This is a genomic window from Citrobacter sp. RHBSTW-00570, assembly GCF_013739755.1.
In the GTDB taxonomy this organism is placed as follows: domain Bacteria; phylum Pseudomonadota; class Gammaproteobacteria; order Enterobacterales; family Enterobacteriaceae; genus Citrobacter; species Citrobacter braakii.
This window is the reverse complement of record NZ_CP056401.1, coordinates 38,583-63,908: the sequence shown is the minus strand read 5'-3', so window position 1 is coordinate 63,908 and position 25,326 is coordinate 38,583. Positions and strand designations below refer to the sequence as shown.

24 protein-coding genes are annotated in these 25,326 nt (G+C 50.2%); 21 read left to right on the top strand and 3 right to left on the bottom strand.

What is annotated here, in order from left to right:
* Window positions 1-26 precede the first annotated feature (26 nt).
* From HV237_RS25440 to HV237_RS25395, 10 genes are all read left to right on the top strand, one after another.
* The gene (locus HV237_RS25440) at window positions 27-725 is read left to right on the top strand and encodes a phage minor tail protein L (RefSeq protein ID WP_016051624.1); all 699 of its coding nucleotides are present in this window, start codon (window positions 27-29) and stop codon (window positions 723-725) included.
* The gene (locus HV237_RS25435; protein WP_071692144.1) at window positions 718-1,515 is read left to right on the top strand and encodes a C40 family peptidase; all 798 of its coding nucleotides are present in this window, start codon (window positions 718-720) and stop codon (window positions 1,513-1,515) included. The genes HV237_RS25440 and HV237_RS25435 overlap by 8 nt, the downstream gene beginning before the upstream one ends.
* Window positions 1,503-2,090 carry a tail assembly protein gene (locus HV237_RS25430; RefSeq protein WP_023316017.1) on the top strand — a complete coding sequence of 196 codons (588 nt, stop codon included), beginning with the start codon at window positions 1,503-1,505 and terminating at the stop codon, window positions 2,088-2,090. Before HV237_RS25435 ends, HV237_RS25430 begins: the two co-directional genes overlap by 13 nt.
* Before the next feature lie 21 nt (window positions 2,091-2,111).
* Window positions 2,112-6,827 carry a phage tail protein gene (locus HV237_RS25425; protein WP_233622554.1) on the top strand — a complete coding sequence of 1,572 codons (4,716 nt, stop codon included), beginning with the start codon at window positions 2,112-2,114 and terminating at the stop codon, window positions 6,825-6,827.
* 114 nt (window positions 6,828-6,941) lie between these two features.
* The gene (locus HV237_RS25420; protein WP_131405962.1) at window positions 6,942-11,018 is read left to right on the top strand and encodes a tail fiber domain-containing protein; all 4,077 of its coding nucleotides are present in this window, start codon (window positions 6,942-6,944) and stop codon (window positions 11,016-11,018) included.
* Between the two features lie 64 nt (window positions 11,019-11,082).
* Window positions 11,083-11,871: a receptor-recognizing protein gene (locus tag HV237_RS25415; protein ID WP_110921389.1), complete on the top strand. Its 789-nt coding sequence runs from the start codon at window positions 11,083-11,085 to the stop codon at window positions 11,869-11,871.
* A gap of 74 nt (window positions 11,872-11,945) precedes the next feature.
* Entirely contained in the window at window positions 11,946-12,269 is a 324-nt protein-coding gene (locus HV237_RS25410) for a hypothetical protein (RefSeq protein WP_000064173.1), read from the top strand.
* A gap of 13 nt (window positions 12,270-12,282) precedes the next feature.
* A complete protein-coding gene (locus HV237_RS25405) occupies window positions 12,283-12,975 on the top strand; it encodes a membrane protein (protein ID WP_006812500.1) in 693 nt (230 codons plus the stop codon).
* 1 nt (window position 12,976) lies between these two features.
* Window positions 12,977-13,228, top strand: a complete 252-nt coding sequence (locus tag HV237_RS25400) for a hypothetical protein (protein WP_000147960.1) — start codon at window positions 12,977-12,979, stop codon at window positions 13,226-13,228.
* Complete coding sequence (locus HV237_RS25395) at window positions 13,221-13,385, top strand: hypothetical protein (protein ID WP_233622557.1); 165 nt, start codon at window positions 13,221-13,223, stop codon at window positions 13,383-13,385. The genes HV237_RS25400 and HV237_RS25395 overlap by 8 nt, the downstream gene beginning before the upstream one ends.
* 28 nt (window positions 13,386-13,413) lie before the next feature.
* Here HV237_RS25395 and HV237_RS25390 read toward each other — a convergent pair whose 3' ends face one another.
* Both HV237_RS25390 and HV237_RS25385 read right to left on the bottom strand, forming a co-directional pair.
* The gene (locus HV237_RS25390; protein WP_172754447.1) at window positions 13,414-13,917 is read right to left on the bottom strand and encodes a GNAT family N-acetyltransferase; all 504 of its coding nucleotides are present in this window, start codon (window positions 13,915-13,917) and stop codon (window positions 13,414-13,416) included.
* Window positions 13,918-13,941: 24 nt separating this feature from the next.
* Complete coding sequence (locus HV237_RS25385) at window positions 13,942-14,211, bottom strand: DUF1778 domain-containing protein (protein WP_016582626.1); 270 nt, start codon at window positions 14,209-14,211, stop codon at window positions 13,942-13,944.
* Window positions 14,212-14,631: 420 nt separating this feature from the next.
* Between HV237_RS25385 and HV237_RS25380 the strand changes: the two genes are divergently transcribed.
* The 6 genes from HV237_RS25380 to HV237_RS25355 all read left to right on the top strand — a co-directional run bounded on the left by HV237_RS25380 (window position 14,632) and on the right by HV237_RS25355 (window position 21,002).
* The gene (locus HV237_RS25380; RefSeq protein ID WP_023315962.1) at window positions 14,632-15,297 is read left to right on the top strand and encodes an AAA family ATPase; all 666 of its coding nucleotides are present in this window, start codon (window positions 14,632-14,634) and stop codon (window positions 15,295-15,297) included.
* A gap of 5 nt (window positions 15,298-15,302) precedes the next feature.
* Window positions 15,303-15,656 carry a hypothetical protein gene (locus HV237_RS25375; RefSeq protein WP_160859104.1) on the top strand — a complete coding sequence of 118 codons (354 nt, stop codon included), beginning with the start codon at window positions 15,303-15,305 and terminating at the stop codon, window positions 15,654-15,656.
* A gap of 48 nt (window positions 15,657-15,704) precedes the next feature.
* Entirely contained in the window at window positions 15,705-17,408 is a 1,704-nt protein-coding gene (locus HV237_RS25370; protein ID WP_131405960.1) for a P-loop NTPase fold protein, read from the top strand.
* A gap of 191 nt (window positions 17,409-17,599) precedes the next feature.
* Entirely contained in the window at window positions 17,600-18,325 is a 726-nt protein-coding gene (locus tag HV237_RS25365) for a hypothetical protein (RefSeq protein WP_130715040.1), read from the top strand.
* A gap of 60 nt (window positions 18,326-18,385) precedes the next feature.
* Window positions 18,386-19,726 carry a DnaB-like helicase C-terminal domain-containing protein gene (locus tag HV237_RS25360; protein WP_006812582.1) on the top strand — a complete coding sequence of 447 codons (1,341 nt, stop codon included), beginning with the start codon at window positions 18,386-18,388 and terminating at the stop codon, window positions 19,724-19,726.
* Window positions 19,727-19,817: 91 nt separating this feature from the next.
* Window positions 19,818-21,002 (top strand): DNA primase, encoded by a 1,185-nt coding sequence (locus tag HV237_RS25355; protein ID WP_233622553.1) that lies wholly within the window; start codon window positions 19,818-19,820, stop codon window positions 21,000-21,002.
* Here the strand turns inward: HV237_RS25355 and HV237_RS25350 are convergent.
* A complete protein-coding gene (locus HV237_RS25350; RefSeq protein ID WP_130715038.1) occupies window positions 20,986-22,056 on the bottom strand; it encodes a hypothetical protein in 1,071 nt (356 codons plus the stop codon). The genes HV237_RS25355 and HV237_RS25350 overlap by 17 nt on opposite strands.
* 183 nt (window positions 22,057-22,239) lie before the next feature.
* Between HV237_RS25350 and HV237_RS25345 the strand changes: the two genes are divergently transcribed.
* The 5 genes from HV237_RS25345 to HV237_RS25330 all read left to right on the top strand — a co-directional run bounded on the left by HV237_RS25345 (window position 22,240) and on the right by HV237_RS25330 (window position 25,321).
* Window positions 22,240-23,034, top strand: coding sequence for a hypothetical protein (locus tag HV237_RS25345; protein ID WP_130715037.1), 795 nt, complete (start codon window positions 22,240-22,242; stop codon window positions 23,032-23,034).
* Between the two features lie 81 nt (window positions 23,035-23,115).
* The gene (locus HV237_RS25340; RefSeq protein ID WP_176691752.1) at window positions 23,116-23,592 is read left to right on the top strand and encodes a hypothetical protein; all 477 of its coding nucleotides are present in this window, start codon (window positions 23,116-23,118) and stop codon (window positions 23,590-23,592) included.
* 34 nt (window positions 23,593-23,626) lie between these two features.
* A complete protein-coding gene (locus HV237_RS25335) occupies window positions 23,627-24,949 on the top strand; it encodes a DNA ligase (protein WP_131405957.1) in 1,323 nt (440 codons plus the stop codon).
* Window positions 24,949-25,125 carry a hypothetical protein gene (locus tag HV237_RS26300; RefSeq protein ID WP_100229812.1) on the top strand — a complete coding sequence of 59 codons (177 nt, stop codon included), beginning with the start codon at window positions 24,949-24,951 and terminating at the stop codon, window positions 25,123-25,125. Before HV237_RS25335 ends, HV237_RS26300 begins: the two co-directional genes overlap by 1 nt.
* A complete protein-coding gene (locus HV237_RS25330; protein ID WP_004110177.1) occupies window positions 25,109-25,321 on the top strand; it encodes a hypothetical protein in 213 nt (70 codons plus the stop codon). The genes HV237_RS26300 and HV237_RS25330 overlap by 17 nt, the downstream gene beginning before the upstream one ends.
* Window positions 25,322-25,326 lie beyond the last annotated feature (5 nt).

Here is a 25,326-nt window from a genome sequence, read left to right as displayed (position 1 = left end):
CGCCTCTTTATTTCAAGGAAGAAACGATGGGTATTAAAGCTGATATTCAGAGCTTGTCGCCCTCCGCGCTCATTGAGCTGTTCGAACTTGATATGTCGAACACCACCTCTGGGGGCAAGCTGTTTTTCCACGCTGGTACAAACGAACTGATGGAGCCAGTCGTTTGGCAAGGCGTGTCCTACGAACCGTGGCCAATCAAGGCGTCAGGCTTTGATAAGACTGGTCAGGGTACTTTGCCGCGTCCAAAAATCCAGGTCTCCAACTTTGCCGGAACTGTCTCCGCTGAAGTTCAGGCAAACGACGATCTGGTTGGCTGTCGCATCATCCGCAAGATGACGCTGGCGCGTTTTCTCGACGCGGCCAACTTCAAAGACGGGAATCCAACCGCAGATCCAAATCAGCACTTCCCGGATGAGATGTGGTTCATCGAACAGAAGACTCTCGAAACCCATGAGGTTGTCGAGTTTGAGCTGTCGAGTGTGTTCGATCTGATGGGCGTGCAGCTGCCGTACCGCCAGATCATCAAAAACACCTGCCCGTGGAAATACCGCGGTCCAGAGTGCGGCTACACCGGCCCCTATTTCGACAAAAACAACCAGCAAACCACCATGTCAGGCGCGGATTACTGCACGAAACGCTACGACTCATGCAACGCACGCCGTAACTACTTTGCCAATGGCGTAATCCACTTTGGCGGGTTCATTGGAGCAACGCGTTATGGGTAATAGAGCTTTCCCTGAGCTTGGTTCGGACGTTATGCAGGAAATCTATCTGACAGCCATCAAACGCTACCCGAACGAAGCGTGTGGCTTTCTGGTACGTACCACTGGCGAGAAATATCGCTTCATGGAAGCCCGGAACGTGTCGGAAAACCCGGAAAACACGTTTGTTATGCACGCTGACGACATTATCGCAGCGGAAGATGCGGGAGACGTGGTTGCCATCTGGCACTCCCACACTGACGAATCAGCTGAAGCGTCAGACGCCGACCGCGCCGGATGCGAGGCAACGGAAGTTCCGTGGCTGATTCTGGCTGTTCGGAAGAACGTCGAGGGCGATGCGCCATTTCACTTCAGTGAGATGAATGTGATCACCCCAGACGGCTTTGAGATGCCTTATCTGGGGCGGCCCTATGTGTTTGGTGTCTTCGACTGCTGGATGCTGTGCCGCGACTACCTGAAGCGTGAGTTCAACGTCGAGTTGAATCCAAACCCGCACCTGCATATTCCATCGTGGTACACGGGCGATACCGACATTCTCGATCAGAACTACCGCAATGAAGGGCTTGTTCGTCTGGCGCCGGGGACGGAACCCCAGCGTGGTGACGTCTTCTTCATTCAGTACGGAAAGATGCCTGACCACTGCGCGGTGTACATCGGAGACGGAATGATCCTGCACCACCAGATCGACCGTCTGAGCTGTCGCGCTTATTACGGTGGCATGTACCAGAAACACACGACGCACCACCTGCGTCACAGAGACTTACTCAAGGGAGATGAAACGTGTCTGAGTTAGTTCATGTGCAACTTGGTGGCCCGATGGCCAGACATTTCGGCCGCCACTGGCATTTAAAAGTGCGCAACACCAAACAGGCGTTGGATTTGGTCGAAGCCAACCGTCCGGGCTTAAAAGCCTGGATGAAACGCAACATGAAGACCTACGACAGTTACCACATCCAGATCACCAATAAGCAGGGGCATAAGTGGTCGGTTGATGAGAGCGAGTTTCAAATGATGGGGCAGTCCGACAACATCGCGAAGATCCGCATCACGCCGGTTCCTCGCGGTAGTGGCGGTAAGGCTTTTGGTTGGTTCCAGACAGTCGTAGGGGCACTCGTCATGGTTGCCTCATTCTGGTTCCCAGCGCTGGCCCCGCTCGGCTTGTCGCTAATGATGGGAGGTATTTCGCAGTTAATTTCGCCCCAGGCGACCAATGACAGCGTAAGGCAGGCAGATAACTCGAACTCGTTTTATTTCGACGGGCCACAAAACACCACTAACCAGGGCAACCCGGTTCAGCTCATTTATGGCGAGGAAATTCTGGTCGGCTCACAGGTTGTGAGTTCTTCGATCACCATCGACCAGCTTTAGTAAGAAGGGAAATTTTTGAACATGGAACAGTTCAAGAAGAAGAGACTGCCTCTCCTGATTGCAGGTGCTGGCGGTAAGAAAAGCAGTGGCTCCAGCCGCACGCCGGTTGAAGCCGACGATACCGTAAACTCGCGTGCTATGGCGTCCATCCTCGACCTGCTCGGGGAGGGTGTCATTGGCGGGCTGGTGGATGGCGCAAAGTCGATCTTCGTTGATGATCTGCCAATCCTTAACGAAGACGGGTCTCCAAACTTTAGCGGTATCACGTGGGACTTCCGCGATGGTTCACAAGACCAGACGCCGATGTCCGGGTTCGATTTCGTTGAAACGCCGAAGTCAGTCAACATCCAGTTGAAAAGAATGCACGACGTTACGATTGCCATCGATAACGATGAGGCAGACCGTGTCCGCGTCATTCTTAAGTTCCCGTCTCTGCGTAGCATCGACAAAAAGACCGGTGATACCAACGGTACGACCGTGAATTACAAATTCCAGATTGCCAATGGCGATAATGCCTTCAAGGACGCCATCGCAGAAGGGGAGAGCACTTCCGAAATTACGCTGACGGCAAAAAAGACGGGCGTCTACTACCGCAGCTATGAGCTAAAACTGCCCAAGCCAGGTCGTGCCTACAAGGTTCGCGTGCTTCGTCTGACCGATGACAGCAACACTCAGTACATCTTTAACGATACGTGGGTGGACTCTATCGGTGAGATTGTTGATACGCCGATGAACTACCCGAACTCCGCGCTGGTTGGTCTCAAGGTCAACTCAGAGCAGTTCGGCAGCTCGATGCCGTCTCGTTCGTATCTGGTGCGTGGCCTTAAGATCCGAGTCCCGTCCAACTACGACGAGCACACAAACACCTATATCGGCGTATGGGATGGCACATTCAAGCTGTTGTCATCTTCCAACCCTGCCTGGATTCTCTTCGACCTGCTTACCAACGCCCGTTATGGCCTGGGGCAGTACGTTTCTGAGTCCATGATTGACCTCGGGCAGATCTACCAGATTGGGCGCTACTGCGACGAAGAGATTGACGATGGTTTCGGTGGCAAAGAGAAGCGCTTCGCTATCAACACCCAGATCACCAGCCGTCAGGATGCGTACCGACTGATTCAGGATATCGCTGGCGCCTTCCGCGGAATGGTCTTCTGGGCTGGCGGCATGGTTAACGTCATGCAGGATAGTCCGTCAGATCCGGTCATGATGTTCACCAACGCGAACGTCAAAGATGGCATGTTCAGTTACAAGGGATCTGCGCGTAAAGACCGTCCGTCAGTGGCTCTTGTGACCTACAACAACAAGGAAGACGGCTACAAGCAGAACATCGAGTACGTCGAAGACCAGGAGGCGATGCGTCGTTATGGTGAGCGCAAAACCGAAGTGGTTGCGTTCGGCTGTACAAGCCGTGGCCAGGCGCATCGTGTCGGTCTGTGGCTGCTGTATACCGCACGCATGGAGTCCGACGTTATCAGCTTTACGGCAGGGCTGGATGCTTCCTTCCTGATGCCGGGCGAAACGGTGCTGATTCAGAACAAATACCGTGCTGGTAAACGCAACTCTGGCCGCATTGTGGCGTTCACAAAGAACAGCATCACTCTCGACGCACCGGTTACGCTGAATAAGGCTGGTAGCTACATCCGGATCTTGAATCAGGAAGGAGAAATCGTTGAGCGCGATATTCTTGAGACCGGGGAAGACATTACCAAAGTAACCTTCTCCAAAGCGCTCAATTCTGGTGATATGCCGGTTATGAATGGCGTCTGGACGATTACCGAGCCAGATCTGGAACCAATGCGCGTGCGTGTTATCAACGTTGCCCAGGGCGAGGCTCAGGGGACGTTTGACGTTACCGTTGTCCAGAATAACGCATCGAAGTACGAAGCCATCGACAACGGCGCGACGCTGATCCCCGAGAACAACACCGTTCTCGACCCGACTTATTCGAAGCCGACCAACCTGCAGGTGACGGAAGGGACGTATATCTCCAGTCCGGGCAACCTCTCAATCAAGCTCGTTGCCACCTGGGAAGGTAAGTCTGCGGAATATTGGATCAGCTGGCGTCGTTCCGATGAGAACAACGTCTCTAACTGGCAGTCCGCACGCGTTACCGAAGAGCAGTTCGAGATCCTCAATATTGCCGAGAATGGCCAATACGACATTCAGCTCTATGCGGTTTCGTTCAGCGGCAAGAAGACGGACATCATCAGTACCGTTTACCAGGTGAAAGGTACGATGACGCCGCCAGGCTCTCCTACCTCTCTGACGGCCGTTGGTGACTACCGCAACGTGATTCTGAATTGGGTCAACCCGGACTCAATCGACCTCGATCACATCAACGTGTACGCCTCCCAGACCAACGATCTGGAAACGGCAAAGTTGATTGCAGAGGCTGCCAGCACCACGTTCACCCATGCCGGTCTTGGGGATAGCGAGACCTGGTACTATTGGGTTCGCGCGGTGAACAAGCGTGGCATGTTAAGCCCGCCGAACTCCAATCTGGGTACGGAAGCGATGACGCGAGACGTCCTCTCATTCCTTACCGGGAAGATCACCTCTTCCGAGCTGGGACAGGAGCTGCTGGAGGAAATCGACTCTAAAGCCTCTCAGGATGCGGTCGACGCCATCAACAAACAGATGGAAGAAAGCCTGAAAGAGCTTGATCAGTCCGTTGCCGATCTGGACAGCAAACTGGAAGACACCAGCGGTCGGCTTGAACAGGCCCAGAACGACCTCAAAAATGAAGTCTCTGGCACGCTGGACAAGGTCAACGACGCGCTGCAACAGGTTGAGGACTCTAATGCGGCTCTGGTTGAGTTGCAGGAGACCGTTTCCGAGCAGGGCAAAGCCGTTGCAGGTGCTGTGGAAGCGGCACACGCTGCGCTCGACAATGCCTCCGCGCTGATTGCTGAAGAGCGTGAAGCCCGTGTCGAAGGCGATAAGGCAAATGCCAAACAGATTGAGGCAATGAAATCCTCCGTCGATGACAGCGTTGCCGCCGTCGAAGAGATGAAAAAGACCGTTGCCGAAGTCGAACGCGCCAGCGCGGAAGTATCGACCAATATCGAGGCTCTGGCCAAAACCAATATTGACCTCGCTCTGCGTCAGGATGAAGACCAGCACAAGCAAATGGTCAATAACGCGAAGATCGCCACCACTCAGAAGACGTTTGCCGACGATATGTCTGCAATGGCCTCAAAAGTGGAAGAGATCCGCGCAGAAATTGGTGAGGACATCCGGGCATCGATTCTGGAAGAGACAACGGCTCGCGTAGAGGCTGATAAGGCTATTGCGACGCATATCTCCAAGCTGGAAGCCCAGCTCAACGACGATATCTCAGCGGCCATTGTTGCTGAACAAGAGGCGCGTGCGACTGCGGACGAAGCGCTTTCTCGTCAGATCACCACGTTGCAGGCGAAAGTTGAAGGGGATATCAGCGCGGCACTCACTGAAGAGCAGATTGCCCGAGCCACAGCGGATGAGGCGCTATCGAAGCAAATCACCCAACTGAAGGCCCAGACTGGTGAGGATATCAAAGCAGCCGTTGCGGCAGAGACCCAGGCTCGAACCGATGCAGATGGTGCTCTGGCTTCGCAGATCAGTTCGCTGAAGGCTCAGACGGCAGAGGACATCAAGGCTGCCGTTGCCACGGAGACGAAAGCGCGTACCGATGCCGACTCTGCTCTGGCCGGGCAGATCACCAATCTTCAGGCTCAGACCGGCAAAGATATCAACGCTGCTATCACATCCGAAGCCACCGCGCGTGCAAACGCTGACGGTGCTCTCGGTAAGAGAATTGATACGGTTAAGGCTGAAGTTGATGGTAACTCGGCTCTCATCCAGGAGCAGGCGAAGGCCATTGCTGATACCGATAAGAAGGTTTCTGCTGCCTGGACGCTGAAGATGGAAACGTCTACCAGTGGCGGCCAGAAGTACGTTGCAGGTATCGCGCTGGGTATCGACAGCACCGGTCTATCGCAGTTTTTGGTTCAGGCAGACCGTTTTGGCCTGGTAAACTCCGTAAACGGGAAGATCACCACGCCGTTTGTCATAGAGAACGGTGTTGCTTATATGAATGGAGCATGGATTAAAGACGGGACGATCAGTAATGCCAAGATTGGCAACGTGATTCAGTCAAATGACTATGTTTCAGGAAGATCCGGATGGAGTATTCGTAAAGATGGAACAGCCGAGTTTTGCAACGGAACATTCAGGGGAAATGTAGATGCTAATTCTGGCACGCTGAACCACGTCACTATCGCTGACACATGTATCATTAATGGCACGCTAAGAGCTGAAAAGATCATAGGCGATGTTGTTAAAGCAGCGGGTAGGGAGTTTCCTCACTTTAAAAACCCGACAACAGGGGAGTATTTATATGCTAACGGAAGTCTGACCGTCACTGTTCATGACGATCAATCTTTTGACCGACAGATAATTATTCCACCCATTTTATTTTCGGGAAGCTCATATGAAAGTAATACGAGTAACGATGTCTGGGATGAATGTACTTTTAAAGTTACTCATAACGGGTCACTGATTTATCAGGCAACAAGTTCAGGGAAGCAGGAATGTTATAATGCGATTTTTGACATGCCTGCAGGTCGTGGTGCCAAAACACTGACATTTACTGCAAGTACAAGAGGAAACAGTGGAGGTTGGCCTCGATCTCGTGTCAGCGACCTATTAGTGATAGTCGTTAAAAAGAGTACTTCAGGTATTGTTATTAGCTAACTCAATGCGTTAATTGTTATTTTATGCAGTGTAGAAAAGCGTTTTTATAACAAGTAATATAGGTATGTACTTACTTATGGCGGGCATGGATGCCCGTCCTTTCAAGGAGAGAATATGTGGTACAGGGAAGGTACTATCACATTTACACAGGGAAGTGACGCACTTTCTGGCACTGGCACGTACTGGAATGTGACCGCCAACGGCGTTCTGCCGGGCATGATCGTCATCGGCCCTGACAACAAATTGTACGAAATTAAGCGTGTAATCAGCGACACAAGCCTGATTCTCGCGGAGCCGTACACGGGCGAGACCCAGACGGACGTTCCGTGCCGCATCATCACAACCTATGAAGGCGACTTAACGCAGTTCAGCGCACGCTTTACCGCGCTCATGACCCGAATGTCAGCCGACTCGAAGACGATGCGCACCTGGTTGACGGCAGTTGATGAGGTAACGCTTGAGCGTGAAGACGGTACGGAAGTGACCGTGAAGTCGCTGACGCAGATCGTCGATGAGCATAACGCAAACCAGAAATGGTATACGGATAACGCCGACGTTATCAATGCCGCTGGCGACAAGGCCAGGGAAGCTGCTGCCAGTGCCGCGGCCGCTGCGGAAAGCGCCAATACAGCGTCTACCAAAGCCACCGAAGCAAGCCAGAGTGCTGCCGCAGCTGCTGCATCAGAAAACGCTGCCGGTGCAAGCGCTTCCGCTGCCAAAACGTCTGAAACCAATGCTGAGAGCTTCAAGGTAGAAGCTGCTGCGTCTGCCGCGACAGCGTCTACCAAAGCGACTGAAGCGGGAGAATCAGCCACGAGTGCCGCGGCATCCAAAGATGCGGCGAAAGCATCTGAAACTCAGGCTGCGACCAGCGCGTCCGAAGCCTCTGCTTCAGCGTCTGCTGCGTCTGACTCTGCTGCTGCTGCCAAAACCTCTGAAACCAATGCCTCTGCCTCAGAGCAGGCCGCCGCTGGCAGTGCAGCTGATGCGCTGGCCTCAAAAAATGCGGCTAAGGAATCAGAAACCCATGCTGCTTCGAGCGCCGGTGAGTCGGCGGCAAGTGCTGCGGCTGCCAAAACGTCAGAAACCAACGCCGACGCATCACAGAAGGCTGCTGCTGCCAGCGAGTCAGCTGCCGCATCCAGCGCGAACGCCGCTTCCGAAAGCGCCACCGCTGCAGGTGAGTCTGCTGACGCCGCTTTAGCGAGTAAAAATGCTGCTGCGTCCAGCGAACAGAAGGCAAAAACTTCGGAGACCAATGCAAAGGCGTCCGAGACAGCTGCATCGGAGAGCGCAACGGCTGCCGAAGCATCAAAAGCGGCTGCCCAGAACTCAGAAGCCCACGCAGTGGAAAGTGCCGCTGCCGCAGCTGGCAGTGCTGATGCTGCGAGCAAATCCGCTACCGCGGCTGCCGATTCGGCCACAACTGCAACAGAGAAGGCCAACGTTGCCAGTGAACAGGCGACAGCTTCTGAGGCATCTGCCGCAGCCGCCAAAACCTCTGAAACCAACGCGAAGTCTGCTGAGACCGCCGCTGAAGGATCTGCAACAGCTGCTGCCAAATCCGCAGGTGAGGCTGCTGCTTCCGCAGCGACTGCGACCGAAGCGATGGCAGTGGCTGAAGCTAAAGCCAAAGAAGCCTCTGACTCTGCTGCTCTGGCATCCACGAAAGCAACTGAGGCGACCGATGCGGCTGCCGGGGCGAAAACTTCTGAACTGAATGCCAAAGAATCAGAAACGAAGGCTTATGAGTACGCCCAGAACGCCCAGGCCAGTGTTGCCAGTGTGAAATGGAAAGGGACTTCGGCTGAAATGGACATGGCTACCGATGCGCCGAAGTGGGTGAAAGTGTCCACGGCACGTATGCCACAGTCGACCAGCACCGTATACATCGAAGTGATCGGCGGGGCAGGGTACGAAGCCGGGCAGCCAGGGCTTGCTGCAATGGCCGATATTGTGCTGCGAACTGCTGCAGGCGATCCGAAATCGTTGAATGCGGTCGCTTATCGCACTATGGATTCGGCTGTGTTGACTGTAGCTACCGTTAACACGACTGACGATAATTACGACATTTACCTCAAAGCCGGTGCTGGCTCTCAGAAGCTGGTCGTCAACCTGCAATCTGCCGGTGCTGTGGTCGAAACTCTGGAAGTACTTGAGGTTGTGGATACGCTGCCTGAAGACGCTGTAGAAGGGACTGTCTACCATCGCGTCATTTCTGATCAGGATGGCTCTATTACCGGTTCGCTGGTGGGTAATGCCAGCACTGCGACTGTACTTCAGACTGCACGCCAGATCGGTGGAGTGAGATTTGACGGTTCGGCTGATATCAACCTACCTGGTGTGAATATTCAGGGTGATCAGAACACCACTGGTAATGCCGCTACTGCAACCAAACTGCAAACACCGCGGACAATCAACAGCGTAATGTTCGATGGCTCTGCCAACATTACTATCCCGACGTTGGTTTCCCGCGGGCGAGTTAATGCGCTGGCTTCGAACACTCAAGGTGCCATGCCTGGCATTCAGATGTATGAAGCCTATAACAATAGCTATCCAACGGCTTACGGCAACGTTATTCACTTGAAAGGTGCTTATGCGTCTGGTGAGGGCGAACTTTTAGTTGGTTGGAGTGGAACAAGCGGCGCTCATGCCCCGGTATATGTGCGATCTCGACGTGATGCCGGTGACGCAAACTGGTCTGATTGGGCACAGGTTTACACCACAGCACACAAACCCACAGCGAAAGACGTTGGGGCCGCGCAAGCATTTAGCGCGTCGTACAGCACAGGGGCTGGTAATTGGACTACCGCTGAATTTATCGCATGGCTGAAGGAGCGTGGTGCTTTCGAAGTGCCGTACTGGATGATGAAGGGTTCCTGGTCATATGCCGACAATAAAATTATCACTGATACAGGTGTCGGCAATATCTGTCTTGCTGGTGCAGTTATCGAGGTTTTAGGTACCGAAGGCGCAATGACCATCCGAGTAACTACGCCTACAACGACGACCGGTGGTGGGATTGCCTGTGCTCAGTTCACCTATATTAATCACGGTAGCGCGTATGCCCCTGCCTGGCGCAGAGATTACAACACTGCTCTCAAACCTACTGCGGCTGATGTCGGTGCATTGCCGATTTCTGGCGGTTCACTCTCTGGCGGAATCACTGCATCCGGGGAACTCCAGGTCACTTCGGCAAAAACAGATGGAGGCCAATTCAGGGCTGTAAGTGGAAACTACGGTTTCTTTATCCGTAACGACGGTGCAAATACCTATTTTCTTCTTACCAATTCTGGCAGTGCATATGGCGGTTGGAATGGCTTACGTCCTTTAACCATCAACAATGCCACTGGCCGTGCTTCAATATCAAACGGAATTGATATCGGTGGTGGGGCAACCATCAACGGAAGTGTGGGGTTGGGGGTTGCAAACGGGTTAGGCGGTAATTCAATCGTTCTTGGCGATAATGATACCGGCTTTAAACAGAACGGAGATGGCATTCTGGATGTTTACGCCAATAGCGCCCATGTTTTTAGGTTCGTTAATAGCACGCTGCAAAGCCTTAAGCCGTTGAGTGTAACGGGTGACATCACGTCAAGTGCGTGGGTTTACGCCAACCGTTTTTCCATCAACAGCAGTTCTGGCGCGTGGATAGATATGCGTAACCAGAACGTCATCTTCGGGAGGAACGCTGTAAGTACAAGCTCTGCACAAGCGTTGTTGAGACAAGACCACGCGGATCGCAAATTCTTCTTGGGTGGCTTGGGAAACAGTCAGTTTGGTTTTTACATGATCAACAACTCACGTACCGCAAACGGCACGGATGCGAACGCATACCTCCAGAATGATGGTACTTGGGTTTGTGGCGGTAATGGCAGCTTTAATGACGTTTATATCCGCTCTGACCGTCGTAGCAAACGCAATATTCGCAAGATTGAACGAGCGCTCGACAAGCTGGATCGGATCGAAGGTGTTCTGTACGAGATTCAGGTCTGTGACCGGTATGAGCAGTCTGGCGGCCTCATCGCTCAGGACGTCCAGAATGTTCAGCCTGAACTGGTAACGGTTGATCATAACGATCAGTCCGGAGAGCCTCGTCTGCGTCTGAACTATAACGGCGTTATCGGTATGCTGGTTGAGGCCGTCAAGGAGCTGCGCAAGGAAGTGCGTGAACTGAAGGCGAGAATGTAATCAAGGCGATTGGTGGGGCTTCCCCACCAATCATCTATTTTCACATCGAATAAGGAGATTAGGTGTGCCAATTGTCGGTGTTCCCGGTTGGATTGGATCTTCGGCTGTTAGTGTTACCGGCCAGAGATGGATGAGCGCGGCTCGAACTGCGGTGCAATTGTCTGCTGCTGGGAATATGTCTCAGTTAGCAGGTCGTTCTACGGAAATTCATTACAGCATCGGTGCGAATCATAACTACAACAAAGACACACTGATCAACTATTTAAAATCACAGGGGTCGACACCAGTCGTTGTTACCATTACAGGGGATCTGGTGTCGTACAGTAGCGGCGTGCCATGTTTAGATTTCCCAAGTTCGCTTACCAACTCTTATATCAGCCTGGTAATCAACGCAGGTGTAACTGTCTATGGCCGTGGCGGTAATGGTGGCGTTAAAGGTGGCGGTGCTGCCGGTGGCACTGCTATTAACAACGGAATTGGGACCCGTTTAAGAATAACCAATAACGGCGCTATTGCCGGTGGTGGCGGTGGCGGTGGCGGTAACTCAGCCGATGGTGGTATGGGTGGGGGCGGTCGCCCGTTTGGTGTTGCAAACACTACAAGGCCACCAGCTTCAAATTCGCGTGCGGCAACTTCTGGCACTCTAACCGCTGCCGGGATTGGCGCTCAATATTTGATCGGCTCTACTGCTGTCCAATACACATGCGGTAGTGGAGGTAATGTGGGGGCTGCTGGTGCCGCTGCCACTGGACGATTGGGGACAATGTACGGAGGTGGCGCGGCGGGTAAGGCTGTCACGGGGAACGTGCCTACATGGACTAAAGTCGGTGCAATTTATGGTGCTCGTGTGTAAGTACTTACCTACCATGTAAGAGTGATTTGTGGTATAAAACAGCCATCCCGATTTGACGATTCATGGAGGAAATAATGTCGAACGAGATGGCAGGCGTAACGCCAGAGCAGGTAGAGCGCATTGCCGCTATCGTTGCGCGTGAAGTTGTCGGCAAATTAGGTAAGGAGTTACGTGAGGAAATTGGCCAGGAGGTCAACGACCAGCTCAAAACCTACTTTGGCGATATGACGCCTTCGCAACACAGCATTCAGCACTCCAACCTGGACAAACTACTTAATCGACTAGACGCCATCTCCAGCGGGTTCTTTGGCGGCATTATCTCAAAGATAACGTCGTTCCTGATTACCGCGCTGCTGCTGGGTCTGGCCGCTTATGGCGTGAAGAATGGACTGCAATAACAGGAGATCAAGGATGAAAACTCCGAGAGGCATTCGTAATAACAACCCTGGCAACCTCGACAAAGGTTCGCCGTGGCAGGGGTTAATTGACAACCCTGCCGAACCGCGTTTCTGCACGTTCAAAGATCCCGTATGGGGCATTCGAGCGCTGGCAGTAACGCTCATTACCTACCACGACAAGCGCCGCGCGAAGGATGGCTCCAGCATCGATACGATCCGCGAAGTCATCGAACGCTGGGCGCCTCCGCATGAAAACAACACCGTAGCTTACGTGAACGAGGTATCTAAAGCCGTTGGCGTGACCCCGGACATGATTATCGATCTGCACGACTACGACACTCTGCGTCCGCTGGTGGAGGCGATTATCCGTCATGAAAATGGCCGTGGCCCGCTCAAAACGCCGAACACCTGGTATGCGGCAGAAGTTATTGAGGAAGGTCTACGTCGCGCTGGTGTCGTTAAGCCGGTGAAAACCGTGAAGGCTGTTCCTGTAACCAAAGAAACTGCCGGTGCGACCGTTACGGCGGGAATTGGTCTGGCACAGCTGGCCGACGTCATGCCACAGGTCTCTGCGGCAATGGACAAGGCGCAGGGACACATCACCAGTGGTGATACGGTTCGGATCATCTTCGGTATCGCGACCATTGTGGTGGCTGGCTTTATCGCCTGGTCACAGGTGCGAAAACACCAGAACGGGATGGTCTGATATGACCGGCAGCCTATTTTCAAAGCTGAAGTTTGCTCTGATGACTCTGGCTGCCGTTCTTTTCGTGCTTGTCGGTGCTTATACGATGGGAGGTCGTGCGGCCCGGCAAGCAATCGAAGAGAAGGCCAGACAGGAGGACAGGAAAAGGCTTCAAAGCACAGTGGACGTCAAAAATGAGACACTTAATGAAGTGCGGCGGAAAGATGCTTCTGCTGTTCATCGCGAGCTGCATGATAAGTGGCTGCGTGATTAAGACACAGACTTCCGGCGTGCTGTTCTGCGATGCAGCAAACCCTATTTATGTCAGTAACGACGACTTTATGACCGAAGAGACGGAACGTGAGATCCTCTTCCATAACACGATGGGAGAGCGATTGTGTAACTGGCAGGACAGACAAGCCTTGAAATAAAAAAAGCCCCTCGATTGAGGGGCTTCGTTTACTCTGTTTCAAACAGCTCTTCAATGCTTTTCGTGGGGTAGAAAAGCGAGTTCGCATTCGCCCCCGTCAAAGGGATGAATCCAAACTTCTGATAGAACTGCATTGCGCTTTGGTTTAGTGCATCCACAAACAAAGCGTATATGCCTACTGCGCGAGAAGCCTGATAAACAACCTTCAACGCGTGCGTTACGAGAACCTCACCGTAGCCTTGTTTCTGTAGGCTGATATCTATTGCCAGGCGGCCAAGCGTAACGCTGGGTGCATCTGCGTAGGGGATTTTCCGCTTCTGGGTGTTCGATGGTAGCGTCTGTCTTGCAAAACAGCTCCCGGATAGCGTGTAAAAACCCTTAACTTTCGGCACCGGATCTTTGGTAAGAAGCAGGTAGCCGCGTAATATACGCCCGTTGTGTTGCTGTACTAGGCGGTTTTGCAGGAAATCATTCAGAGATGGTTCGCCGCAGTCGAAGCCAGAAAAATCGTATACGGCTTGTGCTGAAAACATCTCTATGGTCAGGTCGGCCACGTCTTACTCCATGCTTTGTAGACGTTTGGCAGCTCGTTTCAGCCTATCGTTCGGTGCAGGCGGGTTACTGATGGCATCCATTACCAGATTCCAGGACTCTTCACTGAGAATCAAGCGGCGATGTTGCTCTATCACTTCCGCAGCACGTTCAGAGGCGCTGGCAACCATAAACTGAGTAATAGTCTGGTTGGTCATTGCCGCAGCTTCTTCGATCATGCTCTTGTCGTCGTCAGTTAATCTTAGATCGATGCGCTGTTTTTTCAGTGCTGACATGCTTTACTCCTGGCCTCACTTCCCAAGCTGTGAGGCACTTCTTTGTCTAGATATAATTAAATGATATAAGTGTCAGATATATAAGCTATTTCAGTATCAACTCAATAATTTAATGTCAGTATATAAGCGATTAGTAACAGTAATTTAAACGGTATTTATTCAGTAAGATCAGTATTTATATAGTCATTTCAAGCATCAATAATATTATCGGTCAAACCCGTCATATGTACGGCGTCTTTCCGTACATTCACTATAAGGCTGATTGGCCAAACATTCAACTGTTAGTTTGCTCTGTGAGCTAACACCCTGCATTGCCTATCATTTCACCTTTACACCGTAGCCGTAGGCATTTAGGCTATATCGCATATAAGAAAACAAGTTGTTTCATACGACAATAATTCACGCAAAGGGAACTCACCAATGACCAGGATCATTGTGGTTGGCGGCACAAAAGGCGGCCCAGGCAAATCTACCGTTGCCCAGCAAATTGCGGTATGCCTCAAAGTTAAAAAGAAAAAGAAGACTCACGTCACCGACATTGATATTCAGCGCACCACAACGAGCTGGTGCGAAGACCGTCGCCAGAACGAAGATCTTGAGCTAATCCCGTTCGCATACGTTCAGGACGACATCGTCAAACACATCAAATCGCTGAAGGGACGCTACGATTACGTCGTCATTGATGCGGGTGGTTTTGACTCCGAAATTCAGCGACAAGCGATGCTGCTGGCAGACTTCATCATTATCCCGCTTCGCCCTAAGCGTCGTGATTTGAAATCCCTGCGTGATATCGACCCGATTATCGACAACGTTCGCAACGTGAACGAGACTGTGAAGATCCGCGCGGTAGTGAACCAGTGTCCGTCACTGCCTTCCCAGGCGTCACGTATTCTGGCGGCGAAAGAAATTGTCGAGACATTCGGCATCGAGGCTGCGCCGGTTAACCTGTACAACCGTAACGTTTATGACGATGCGGAAGAGGCAGGTCGTTCTATCTTTGAAATGACTGGCGCCGAACGCGATAAGAAGGCAGAAGCCGAGTTTGAAGAGTTTGTAGATTACATCATGAGTCTGGAGGAAGAATAATGTCCATGAGAATGGGAGACCTTGCAAAGCGCAAAGATCCGGAAGAACCGGTAAAAAGCAGCACCCCAATGCGCCAGCCAGTCAGACCGCAGGGGCGTCCGACTCGTGGGAAAGAGAAGATTAAGAGCCGCACAATGTCGCTGGAAGACGAGTACTTCGATCTGCTGGAGATGATGAAGTTCATCCCTCGTTTCGAGAAGTTCACCCGTTCTGACGTGATTCGCGCAGCCATTTTCCATCTGGCAGAGAAGTCGCCGCAGGAAATCGAAGACATCGTGAAACTGAACGAGGCGATCACCGCTGCCGACGTCACGATGCGCACCGATGAAATCAAGCGTGAGCTGATGAAGAAAGGTTAAGTAAAAGGCGCTGAGAGGCGCCTTTTACATTTGTCAAATAGAGCATAAATGATGATAAATTTGGATGAAGTCTTAAACACTTTTTTCAATTCAGACAATAAGGTTGCTGTAATAAAAGGTGATTGGGGGATAGGGAAAACACATTTTTGGAATGGGTACTATCACAAAAATGTTAATTCGCTAAATAAAAGTGCTTACTCATATATTTCTCTTTTTGGAAAAAACTCAATAAATGAAATTAAGAAAGAAATATTTCATTTGGCGACTCCAATAAATGAAAAAAAGTATAGGCAGACACTTGTCGAACAAGATAAAATAGTGAATGGGAAATTCCTTTCCAAAATTTGTTATTGTTTAAAATATAATAGATTATCTAAGTTCATTATAAAATATTTCGACAATACGTCTATAGGTTTTAGAGCGGGAAATTTTGTTTCGGCTGTTGAATATTCGTTTGTAAAGGATTATGTAATTTGTTTTGACGATTTAGAAAGAAAAGGTAACTCTTTAGAGATAAAGGATATCATGGGGTTGATTGATGAGTTAGCCCGAAAGAAAAACTGTAAAATAATACTGGTTTATAATGAAAACAATCTCAAGGGGACAAAAGAGGAAAAACAATTCTCAGAGTACAGAGAGAAAATTGTAGATCTAGATATTATGTTTTCCCCAATGGCCATTGATAACCTGGATAAAGTTTTTTTTAAAAATGATAAAAACTATAAATATTTAAAAGAAATTGTATTGCATTTGGATATTAAAAACATTCGGATATTAATTAAAATTAAAAATATGCTTGCAGAATATGAAAAAGACCTTTGCGAAGCACATGAACAGGTTAGAGCTGACTTTGTCAATAGAGTAGCTTTATTTTCATTTGTCTACTATTCTGGGGTTCATGACGTCGATTACGAAGAGTTCAAAACTCTCATTAATACAAATGCATACTACATTCCAGACGATGAAGTAGATAACAAAACACCTGTGCATCTATTTGTAGGTAATGTCGAAGATGTTTTTAATAGATGCGATGGTGTGTTTGATGATGATATTGACTTTCATCTAAAACATGGTTATAAAATCGCTGCAAGTAATCTTGGTGAAGTAATCCAAAAGAAGAATAAAGATTATACTAATATCACATTGAATAATAAAGTTAATGATGTTTGGGCTATTTATACTGGGTCCTTTGCAAAGAATGATTTTGTTTTTATTTCTGAAATTAAAAAGCTATTTGAAGAAAATCTTTGTGATCTTCCATTGGGTAGGGTATCCAGTTTAATGGAAATGTTGGAATCTCTAGGGGAAGATTGTGACGACTACATTACGAAATATACTGATGCATTTTTCGAAAGATGTGATATAAATTTAGCGTATTCAGATTTAATAGATGCACATATAAATTTTGAAAAATTGTCAAGTGTCATTAAAAATCGAATCGTTGCACTTAAATATGAAGGGATTTCTTTAGAAGATATACTAATTAAGCTAAGTGCAGGCAATTCTTATAACCCAAGAGATGTTGATGCTTTGAATAATTTTAGTGAGGATGACTATTTCAATTGGATGACAACATGTGAACGAGATGTGATGAATCTAGTCAAAAATGGTCTGTTAAAATTTGACAACTTAACTAATCCCACCAGTGAGCAAGAGCAGATAACCAGAAAGGCCAAAGATGCACTTGTAAGGATTTCTAAATTGTCTTCTTTAAATGAATTTAGGGTAAGGTATATTATTAAAACAATTTAAAAATTATACTTCTGTGAACCTGTTTTCGTATATAAATACTAAGTTACTTATTATTATTTATACGGGAGCAGGTCTTTTTCTATGCCAACTTCCCAGACACATTCCCTTCCGTTTCCACTTCCAAAAACAGTCTCCAGTCGCTATGATTCGCTCATTATGATAAGTAAGTAACTACCTATCGAGCAAAGCACATGAGCCAGATCTTCTTTAACACTATTAACAACGACCAGTACGACTTCATGACCGAGTGGGACACCACAGTCATGGACAAGTGGGTGGCCGAGAATATTGGGCTGTCACGCTGTAAGGATGAGGCAGAGCTGTTCGAGACAAAGTGGTTCGATTACCGCGACATGCACCCGCTTATGGCCACATGCCTCTTCACTGAGGCATACAAGCGCCAGTACTCATACATCATGCTGTCGCATGGCCGCGAGCACTATGAGACGGCCCAATTCACTACCGGTTTGAAACGTGTGCCGTATCAGGAGCTGTCGACGGCCAACAAAACGTCTCTCTGGAAAGCACGCCAGTTTGCCGACCAGTACTGCTGCTCTTATGACTACTTTATTTCTACCGTTCTTTCCGCAGCTGCACGCCGTCTGTGGGACAAATTACCTCGCCCCCAGCATCTCTGGCAGCCCGAGCTGATCGAGATTTTCGAAGAGAAGTTAGCCAAACGCGCTGTAACCCGTCTGGATGACTCTCTGGTGAGTTTTAAGCATCTGGGAGACATGCAGGACGACCCGATTCAAGAACGCTATTTTGAGTGGGTTCTGGAGCGTCTGCGTGGCATTACCCGAGACAAACGCGTCCGCATCATCTTCTCCGCTGTCTGGTTGATGGAAATCGTGCCTGAGCGTGTGATTTACGCGCACTTCCCGGAAGAACTGGAAGAAGCACGGCGATTCTGTTGATCCCCTATTTGGCTTTTTTAGTATTAGAAAACAAATTGTTTAAGCACCAAAGGAAAGCACATGACCGAACTTTGCCACACAGGACGAGGGTTGTCTGAAGAGTTCGACGACGATTTCCAGAATCGACTCGCAGCCTACTTCTGTCGCGACCATGAATTTCTCACTCGCGCCGGTGATCTGGTTGCGCCAAACCAGTTCTCCAATGCGGCCAACGCCATTCTGGTGAACATGGTGTCGGGCTACTACAGAATGTATAAGAGCGCACCATCATCGTCGGCCATCCTCGACATGCTCAAACGCGCCAAACGCGATAAGACGATCCGCGAAGAGCTGTTCCCCGACGTCGTTGAGGCGTTTAAGCGGATTCTCGCGGAGAAGCTGTCAGATACGGCGTACATGGTCGACCAGGTCGCGACGTTTGCCAAAAGCGTAGCGTTCGACGACGCGCTGATTAAAGCGGCTGAGATGAAAGAGAAGGGCGATTTCCAGGGCGCAATGGCAATCATGGCCAAAGTCCAGCAAATCGGCTCTAACGAAGCGACCGGCATTTACGATTACTTCTCTGAATCAGCAGAGCGTTACAAGGCGCGTGAGTATGAAGCATCCGACGATTACGTGCCAAACAGCATCACGACGGGTCTACCGCTGCTCGACAAGCTGCTTTACCAGAAAGGCTGGGCAAAGCGTGAAATGGTGCTGTTCATGGGCTTCGCGAAGTCTGGTAAATCGACAGCGATGGGTGAGTTCTCCATCAACGCCACGCTTGCCGGTTACAACGTCCTGTATCTGTCGCTGGAAGTTCACACCTCCATTCTGTCAGATCGCTTTGACGCCCGTCTGTCTGAGACCGAAATGTCCAAGCTGGTGGAGCGCCGCGACGACGTCCATCGCAAACTGGCAGAGCTGGGCGCGACGAAAGGCGTGGGGAGCTTGTGGATTGTTGAACGACCGTCCGGAAGCATGTCGCCTGCAGATCTGGATCGTATGTTGGGCAGCATGAAAGCCAATGGCATGATCCCCGACATGGTCGTGGTCGACTACGCCGACCTGATGCGTGCCAGCTACGACCTCCGCGACGACCGCGCCAACATTCGCAGCATCTACACTGACCTGCGTGCGCTGTACGACAAACACAACGTTGCCGGCATCACTGCATCGCAGACTAACAGGGAAGGTGGTGCTTCAGAGGTGGCCACAATGATGCACGCAGCGGACAACATCGAGAAGGTGCGTATCGCTGACCTCGTTATCACGATCAACAAAACGGAAGAGGAAGAAGCGAAAGGCGAAGCGCGTCTGTACTTCGCTGGTTCACGTAACCAGAAAGGCGGCGTAAGCATCCGCGTTAAGCAGAACCTCGAACAAATGCGATTCATCGAACGCATTATGGACGTCCTCTAAAAAAAAAGAAGGCGTGGAGAAACGCTCTCCACGCCGGTCTCCATAAGAGAACAAATTTTCTCTTTTGCCAAAGCCACAAAAGAAAAAACACATGAGCCTTTATGGTATTCAAATACCGAGGCTTATCGAGATATTACCTGCAAAAAGTAGGGTTAAGAACGTGAGCGACTTGAAAGAATTACTGACCGAGCTGGATTTTGAACAATGGCTCGATATGGAAGGAATCATCTACCGTCGTGGTGGCGTCAGTACTCGTGGACGTGAGGTGAATATCAAGGAGTGTCCGGTATGCGGCAGCTCAAACTGGAAGGTTTATTTCAACCTGACCAATGGCGTCGGCAAATGCTTTGCTGGTGATCATCCCGAAGAGATTCAGTTCAACAAGCTGGTCTTCCTCAAGCACTACAGCGGCAAATCCCGTCGCGATTTTGAAGAGTACGTCCAGAACGCGCTGATCTCACAAGGATGGGCGCCGAAGAAGGAAGAGGTCGTGCTGGCCAGCAAGGTTGAACTCGAAGGGCCAGTAGCTCTCCCGCGACATTACGAACTCCCCATTGACGGTCGTCTTCCTGATTATCTGGTGGAGCGCCATATCTCCCCGGATCTGGCCAAATACTTTGATCTGCGTTACTGCGTCGAAGGCAAGCACGCATACGTCGATCCGTACACAGACCAGGTCAAAGGGCAGGTGTTTGATATGCGCATCCTGATACCGGTTTACGATCTGGATGGCGTGATGAAGACCTTCCAAGGGCGTGACATTACCGGTGCAGCAGAACGCCGTTACCTCTTTCCGATGCAGCTGCCGGCGTCGGGTAAGTTTCTCTACAACGGCCACAATGCAGTCGGAAAACAAACGGTCGTTGTGTGTGAAGGGGCATTTGACGTAATGGGCGTGAAGCGAGCCATCTTCGACGAAGAGACGCTGCGGGATTATGTAGAGCCAATTGGCACGTTCGGGATGCACTTGTCCGGAAATATGAATGAGGACGCTGAAGATCAGTTAGGCGCGTTCCTGACGCTCAAGGCGCGTGGATTACGCAACGTCATCATGATGTGGGACAGCGAAAAGCAAGCGATCCGCAACACCATGTCAGCGGCCAAACGTCTCACCAGCATCGGACTGAATGTCAAAGTGGCCTGTCTGGGCGAAGAAGGTCTCGACCCCGGCGACGCGACGCCAGAGCAGATACTAAAAGCCTATTATCGTGCCAAGCCGTACTCCAGACAGTTGGAGCTACAAAGCAAGGTACGGGGAATTAAGGCTTTAATTTAGTTCCTATAGATGGAGATAGTCGGTCTAAAACAAACGCAGCTACCTTATTTAGTGCGTTATTTAGCTTACTTGCATCGAATGACGAATCGTCGTCTCCAGGTGAAAAATGCTCGCGGTCGACTGTCTCCCTGAATGCACTTTCATAAAAGCGATTAGTGCTGTTATCTAAATGTGTGAGGACGCTAATATCGCCATAATTTATCCACTCGCCAAGACCGTTCAACCCGCTACCTGTTTTGACGGAAATGAAGAGCGTTGCTAGCTTGTAGGCAATACAGTCTTCACTTTTCTCTATGCAAACTTTAACTCCAGCAGCCCGAAGCTGACGATAGATAATGTTTGGATATGAGCCTCGGTAAATCTTGTCGCTGTCAATAATAATGACGTCATATTCTTCTTTCGATTCAATGGACAATGCCGTAGGTTGTAGATCGTCACTATGGAAAATGAATCCCAAAAGACGCTCTAAATCGCTTGTTAGTTTGTAGCCCGGATTGGCCTTGATCTCACCTGTTCTATCCTCGTAAACAAGTCCTGAAGAAATGAGCTTATTGAGTGAGCGCAGAGACAGTGCTTTTTTTTGTGATGTGATGCTGGCTTGAGCTGATGCTGATGTTTTAAAACCTTTGATGGAAGCATTCGTTGCAATGTAGAGCTTGCGGGCATAATCGATATCAGAGCAGGTTAATTCACTTAATATATGAATAAAAAGTAGTCGTTCATCGTCGTTAAGGCTGCTGCGGGCTAGGCTTACCGTCAAGCGGATGTAGTATTCTGTTTTCTTGTCTTCATCATCAAGCACGAGCTTTTTGACTAACGCCGAAAAGTGTTCTCTTGAGATATCGACCTCATCGTCGCAAATTTCACCAATGCCCATAATGTAACGGTTGAATCGATCACGACAAGTCGTAGCATTTATCTCTGAGAACAACGTGAACATTTTTTCCGCTGCCTCAATATGAGGCCCAACAAGCGGTATAGATTTGGCAAATGCCAAACCGGTTTCTTTCAATACCTTCCTGTGTTGCATCACGTTTTTGGACAACGTTGTCATAGACCTAAGCCTTGTGTGTTTAACGTATTAGTTAAGTGAAATCATATAGAAGTGACGTGACTGCTACAACTGGGCAGGATTAAGAGCATCTTTTATAAACGAAACAAAATGCCTATATTGTTAAGTAGATACATACTTATTTTTTTGTAAGAATATGCGCGACGAAGGAATTGAGGAACCTTTATGAAAGCAGATATTCAGAAGTCCGTTACCGTAATTATCGACAAATCAGGCGTAGAAATTGATACAGAAGAGCGCCAGAAGATTATCGATGAGGCGATCCAAACTGCGCTGGAGCACATCGCCACGTCTGTGGGCACCGCACCTCTTGGGGAAGGCTCGAAATACATGCGGGTATGGGTTCGTTTTGGAGAGTCCCCGGAGCTGCCTGGTGTTAAACAGAAACGCGCGGCACTCGTGGCGTTCACTCGCAAAATGAAGGACGCAACGGTCGAAGTACGTGCCGGTGCATGGTACGACGGCCGCGTTGTCTACACCAATCAGGCGGTGTGTGATGAAGGTGAACGATTTGAGGAAATTGTCGACGCAACTCTTCGCGCGATCAAAGGCAGGGCTGGTGTAGAGGATGATCCGTCTATCGCGGCGTTCCTGAGCATTGTCGAACTGCCTGAAGTTACCGAACGCGTAACAGATCTGACAACCCCACCTGGTTTGCTGGAATTGGTGGTCAGTGGCGATACCAAAAAGGCCGTTGAGCGCATTCGTGAGGTGGAATACGGCATCATCTGCGATATGTGCCGTAGCGACTTAGACCTGGTGCGTATCATTGTCGACGCGGGTCAGGCATGTGACGGTGTACTCGCCAGTTTTGCAGGGCAGGTGGCACGCCTGGCCAACGAGCTGCCGATGATTAAACAGGAGGCAAAATCATACGCCGTCCACCATGCCAACGATTTACTGGAGCCATACCGGTTCGAAGCCGCTCAGGACAAAATGACTGGCTGGGCGACCTGGTAAGCCTTGATAAACCATTTAGCCCCCTGGTGGGGCTTTTTTAAACTGCGCTCAATAAGTAAGTACACGACTACGGTTATAAGCATGTCCACAAGAACAGATTTGTCGAAAATCCCGTCTATCTCCGGAAACAACGGTTATTCGCTGCGCTGTCCGGAAGTGAAGATCAACGGCCATGAGGCTCATTGCAGCTATACAGTCTGCCAGCACACCATCCTCGCCTACAAAGAGAAGCGTCTCCCGGCTACATCGTTCCAGTCCTGCGCTGCGGCCATTGCTGCCGGCAAATGCCAGGCGCTGAAGATGATGGTCGAAGAGATCCGCAAAGGCGAACAGCTCTACTTCATCGATATGACTGCGCTTATCAAAGAAGTGGAAGAGCAAAACGACCATGCCAGAACGCTCACCCGGAAGCGCAACACCATGACGATTAACAGTCTGGTTAAACGCACGAAGAAAACAGAACCAGCCAAACCCAAAACCACGTCCACCGATTCACTGGCGCCCGTCACTGACGTGTACGCGGCACTCATTGAAGAAGCAACCAAAGAAAACACATGAAAACTCCCGAGCGACCGATGGAGGTTAAACACTAATGGAAAAACTGATCGCCCTAAAGCACAAGCTGGATGCCATAAAAACGATGGGAACAAACGCCAAGAAAGAGGCGCTGGCCAATCTTGATGGATTTGAGCAGAGCATGGTCTCGCTAATGCTCAACCCATTCATTCGATTCGGTGTGAAGAAGTACAAAGTGGCCGAGCCACTCGATACGTCCGTACCCAGCGACCAGAAGGTAGTAGAGCTGCTGGAGAAGCTGGCGGCGCGCGAACTGACCGGGAACGCGGCCGTTACTGCTGTCGAATCACTCGTTGCCTCAATGTGCGCTGACGGGCAGGACGTGTTTCGTCGCTTCCTGCTGAAAGATCCGAAAGCCGGTGTCGGTATCAGTCTGTGCAACAAGGTGTTCGAAAACCCAATTCCGAAGTTTGAGGTACAGCTGGCGTCTCCGTACAAGGAGAAAGGCGACAAATACCCATTTAAACCAAATCCAAAGGCCAAGTGGCCAATGATCGGCAGCCTCAAACTCGATGGTCTCCGGGTTATCTGCGAAGTCATCGTTGACGAGGAAGAGGTGAACTTCCTGACGCGTACCGGCAATCCGATTACGTCACTCGATCACCTTAAACCGGCCATGCTGGAGCGAGGCAGACTCTCCGGTTTCAAGCACATCTTTTTCGATGGTGAGGGTACTGCAGGTACGTTCAACCAGTCCGTGTCGGCGCTTCGCAAGAAGAACGTGACAGCCATTGGTGCCGTTTACCACATCTTCGATTTCTTCTTACCGGAGTGGCGTGCTCAGGCAAAAAGCAAAGAGTACCTGAAGACCGGCATGAAGCTGAAAGAGCGCCTGGCTATGCTGGTGGCGTTATTCCGCAACACTTGCGGGGAAGATTACGCGCAAGATATCCACCTGCATCCGTTCTACATCATCCATAGCCATGAAGACTTTATCGAACGCTTTATGAAGCGCCTGGACGAGAACGAAGAGGGGGAGATGGGCAAAGATCCGGATTCTGTTTACGAGTTCAAACGCACCCGCAGCTGGTGGAAGCTGAAAGACGAGGATTCCGAAGACGGTGAAATCATCGACTTCGAGCCAGGCGACCCGGACTCTGGCTTTGCGCATACGCTGGGCAAGATAGTGATTCGTCTGGAGAACGGCGTCATCGTTCGTGCCAGCGGTATCAAGCATAAGTACCTGGACGAGATCTGGAACAATCAGGAGAAGTATCGTGGACGCATCGTTGAGGTTCACTGCCATGAGAAAACGCCAGACGGTAGCTTACGCCACCCACGTCTGAAGTGGCCGAAATGTCTGCGAGATACCGAAGACCGTATTGGAGATAAAGACTGATGCTCGGCTGGATGATTGTAATTTTGGTCGTCGGCATTGTTATCGGCAGTCTGGTTACGTCCAGCTGCATCAACGATTACGTAAAAGCCGGTGTCATGCAGAGACGTGGCCGCATTTACCGCATTGTAGATATCACGTACACACTGAAGGATATTAAGGATGATCATGCTAAGTAAACGGGAGAAAGAAACTCTGCGTGAAATCAGCCAGTGGAAGGAGTTCTACGCTAACTGGAAGCCAAAGACCCGCGCCAAACTGGAACGCATGAATCTTGTCGCTAACGTTTCGCCAAAGGGATGTGTGGAGAACTATCAACTCACTGAAAAAGGACACTCACTGTTGCAGCAATTGACTGAGGCGGGGGCGTTCTAATGATT

Bases quoted from the DNA above. Each gene is read 5' to 3' on its own strand.
- HV237_RS25440 (WP_016051624.1), top strand. From the start codon at position 27: ATGGGTATTAAAGCTGATATTCAGAGCTTGTCGCCCTCCGCGCTCATT.
- HV237_RS25435 (WP_071692144.1), top strand. From the start codon at position 718: ATGGGTAATAGAGCTTTCCCTGAGCTTGGTTCGGACGTTATGCAGGAA.
- HV237_RS25425 (WP_233622554.1), top strand. From the start codon at position 2,112: ATGGAACAGTTCAAGAAGAAGAGACTGCCTCTCCTGATTGCAGGTGCT.
- HV237_RS25420 (WP_131405962.1), top strand. From the start codon at position 6,942: ATGTGGTACAGGGAAGGTACTATCACATTTACACAGGGAAGTGACGCA.
- HV237_RS25410 (WP_000064173.1), top strand. From the start codon at position 11,946: ATGTCGAACGAGATGGCAGGCGTAACGCCAGAGCAGGTAGAGCGCATT.
- HV237_RS25405 (WP_006812500.1), top strand. From the start codon at position 12,283: ATGAAAACTCCGAGAGGCATTCGTAATAACAACCCTGGCAACCTCGAC.
- HV237_RS25400 (WP_000147960.1), top strand. From the start codon at position 12,977: ATGACCGGCAGCCTATTTTCAAAGCTGAAGTTTGCTCTGATGACTCTG.
- HV237_RS25390 (WP_172754447.1), bottom strand. From the start codon at position 13,917: ATGTTTTCAGCACAAGCCGTATACGATTTTTCTGGCTTCGACTGCGGC.
- HV237_RS25385 (WP_016582626.1), bottom strand. From the start codon at position 14,211: ATGTCAGCACTGAAAAAACAGCGCATCGATCTAAGATTAACTGACGAC.
- HV237_RS25380 (WP_023315962.1), top strand. From the start codon at position 14,632: ATGACCAGGATCATTGTGGTTGGCGGCACAAAAGGCGGCCCAGGCAAA.
- HV237_RS25375 (WP_160859104.1), top strand. From the start codon at position 15,303: ATGAGAATGGGAGACCTTGCAAAGCGCAAAGATCCGGAAGAACCGGTA.
- HV237_RS25370 (WP_131405960.1), top strand. From the start codon at position 15,705: ATGATGATAAATTTGGATGAAGTCTTAAACACTTTTTTCAATTCAGAC.
- HV237_RS25365 (WP_130715040.1), top strand. From the start codon at position 17,600: ATGAGCCAGATCTTCTTTAACACTATTAACAACGACCAGTACGACTTC.
- HV237_RS25360 (WP_006812582.1), top strand. From the start codon at position 18,386: ATGACCGAACTTTGCCACACAGGACGAGGGTTGTCTGAAGAGTTCGAC.
- HV237_RS25355 (WP_233622553.1), top strand. From the start codon at position 19,818: ATGAGCCTTTATGGTATTCAAATACCGAGGCTTATCGAGATATTACCT.
- HV237_RS25350 (WP_130715038.1), bottom strand. From the start codon at position 22,056: ATGACAACGTTGTCCAAAAACGTGATGCAACACAGGAAGGTATTGAAA.
- HV237_RS25345 (WP_130715037.1), top strand. From the start codon at position 22,240: ATGAAAGCAGATATTCAGAAGTCCGTTACCGTAATTATCGACAAATCA.
- HV237_RS25340 (WP_176691752.1), top strand. From the start codon at position 23,116: ATGTCCACAAGAACAGATTTGTCGAAAATCCCGTCTATCTCCGGAAAC.
- HV237_RS25335 (WP_131405957.1), top strand. From the start codon at position 23,627: ATGGAAAAACTGATCGCCCTAAAGCACAAGCTGGATGCCATAAAAACG.
- HV237_RS26300 (WP_100229812.1), top strand. From the start codon at position 24,949: ATGCTCGGCTGGATGATTGTAATTTTGGTCGTCGGCATTGTTATCGGC.
- HV237_RS25330 (WP_004110177.1), top strand. From the start codon at position 25,109: ATGATCATGCTAAGTAAACGGGAGAAAGAAACTCTGCGTGAAATCAGC.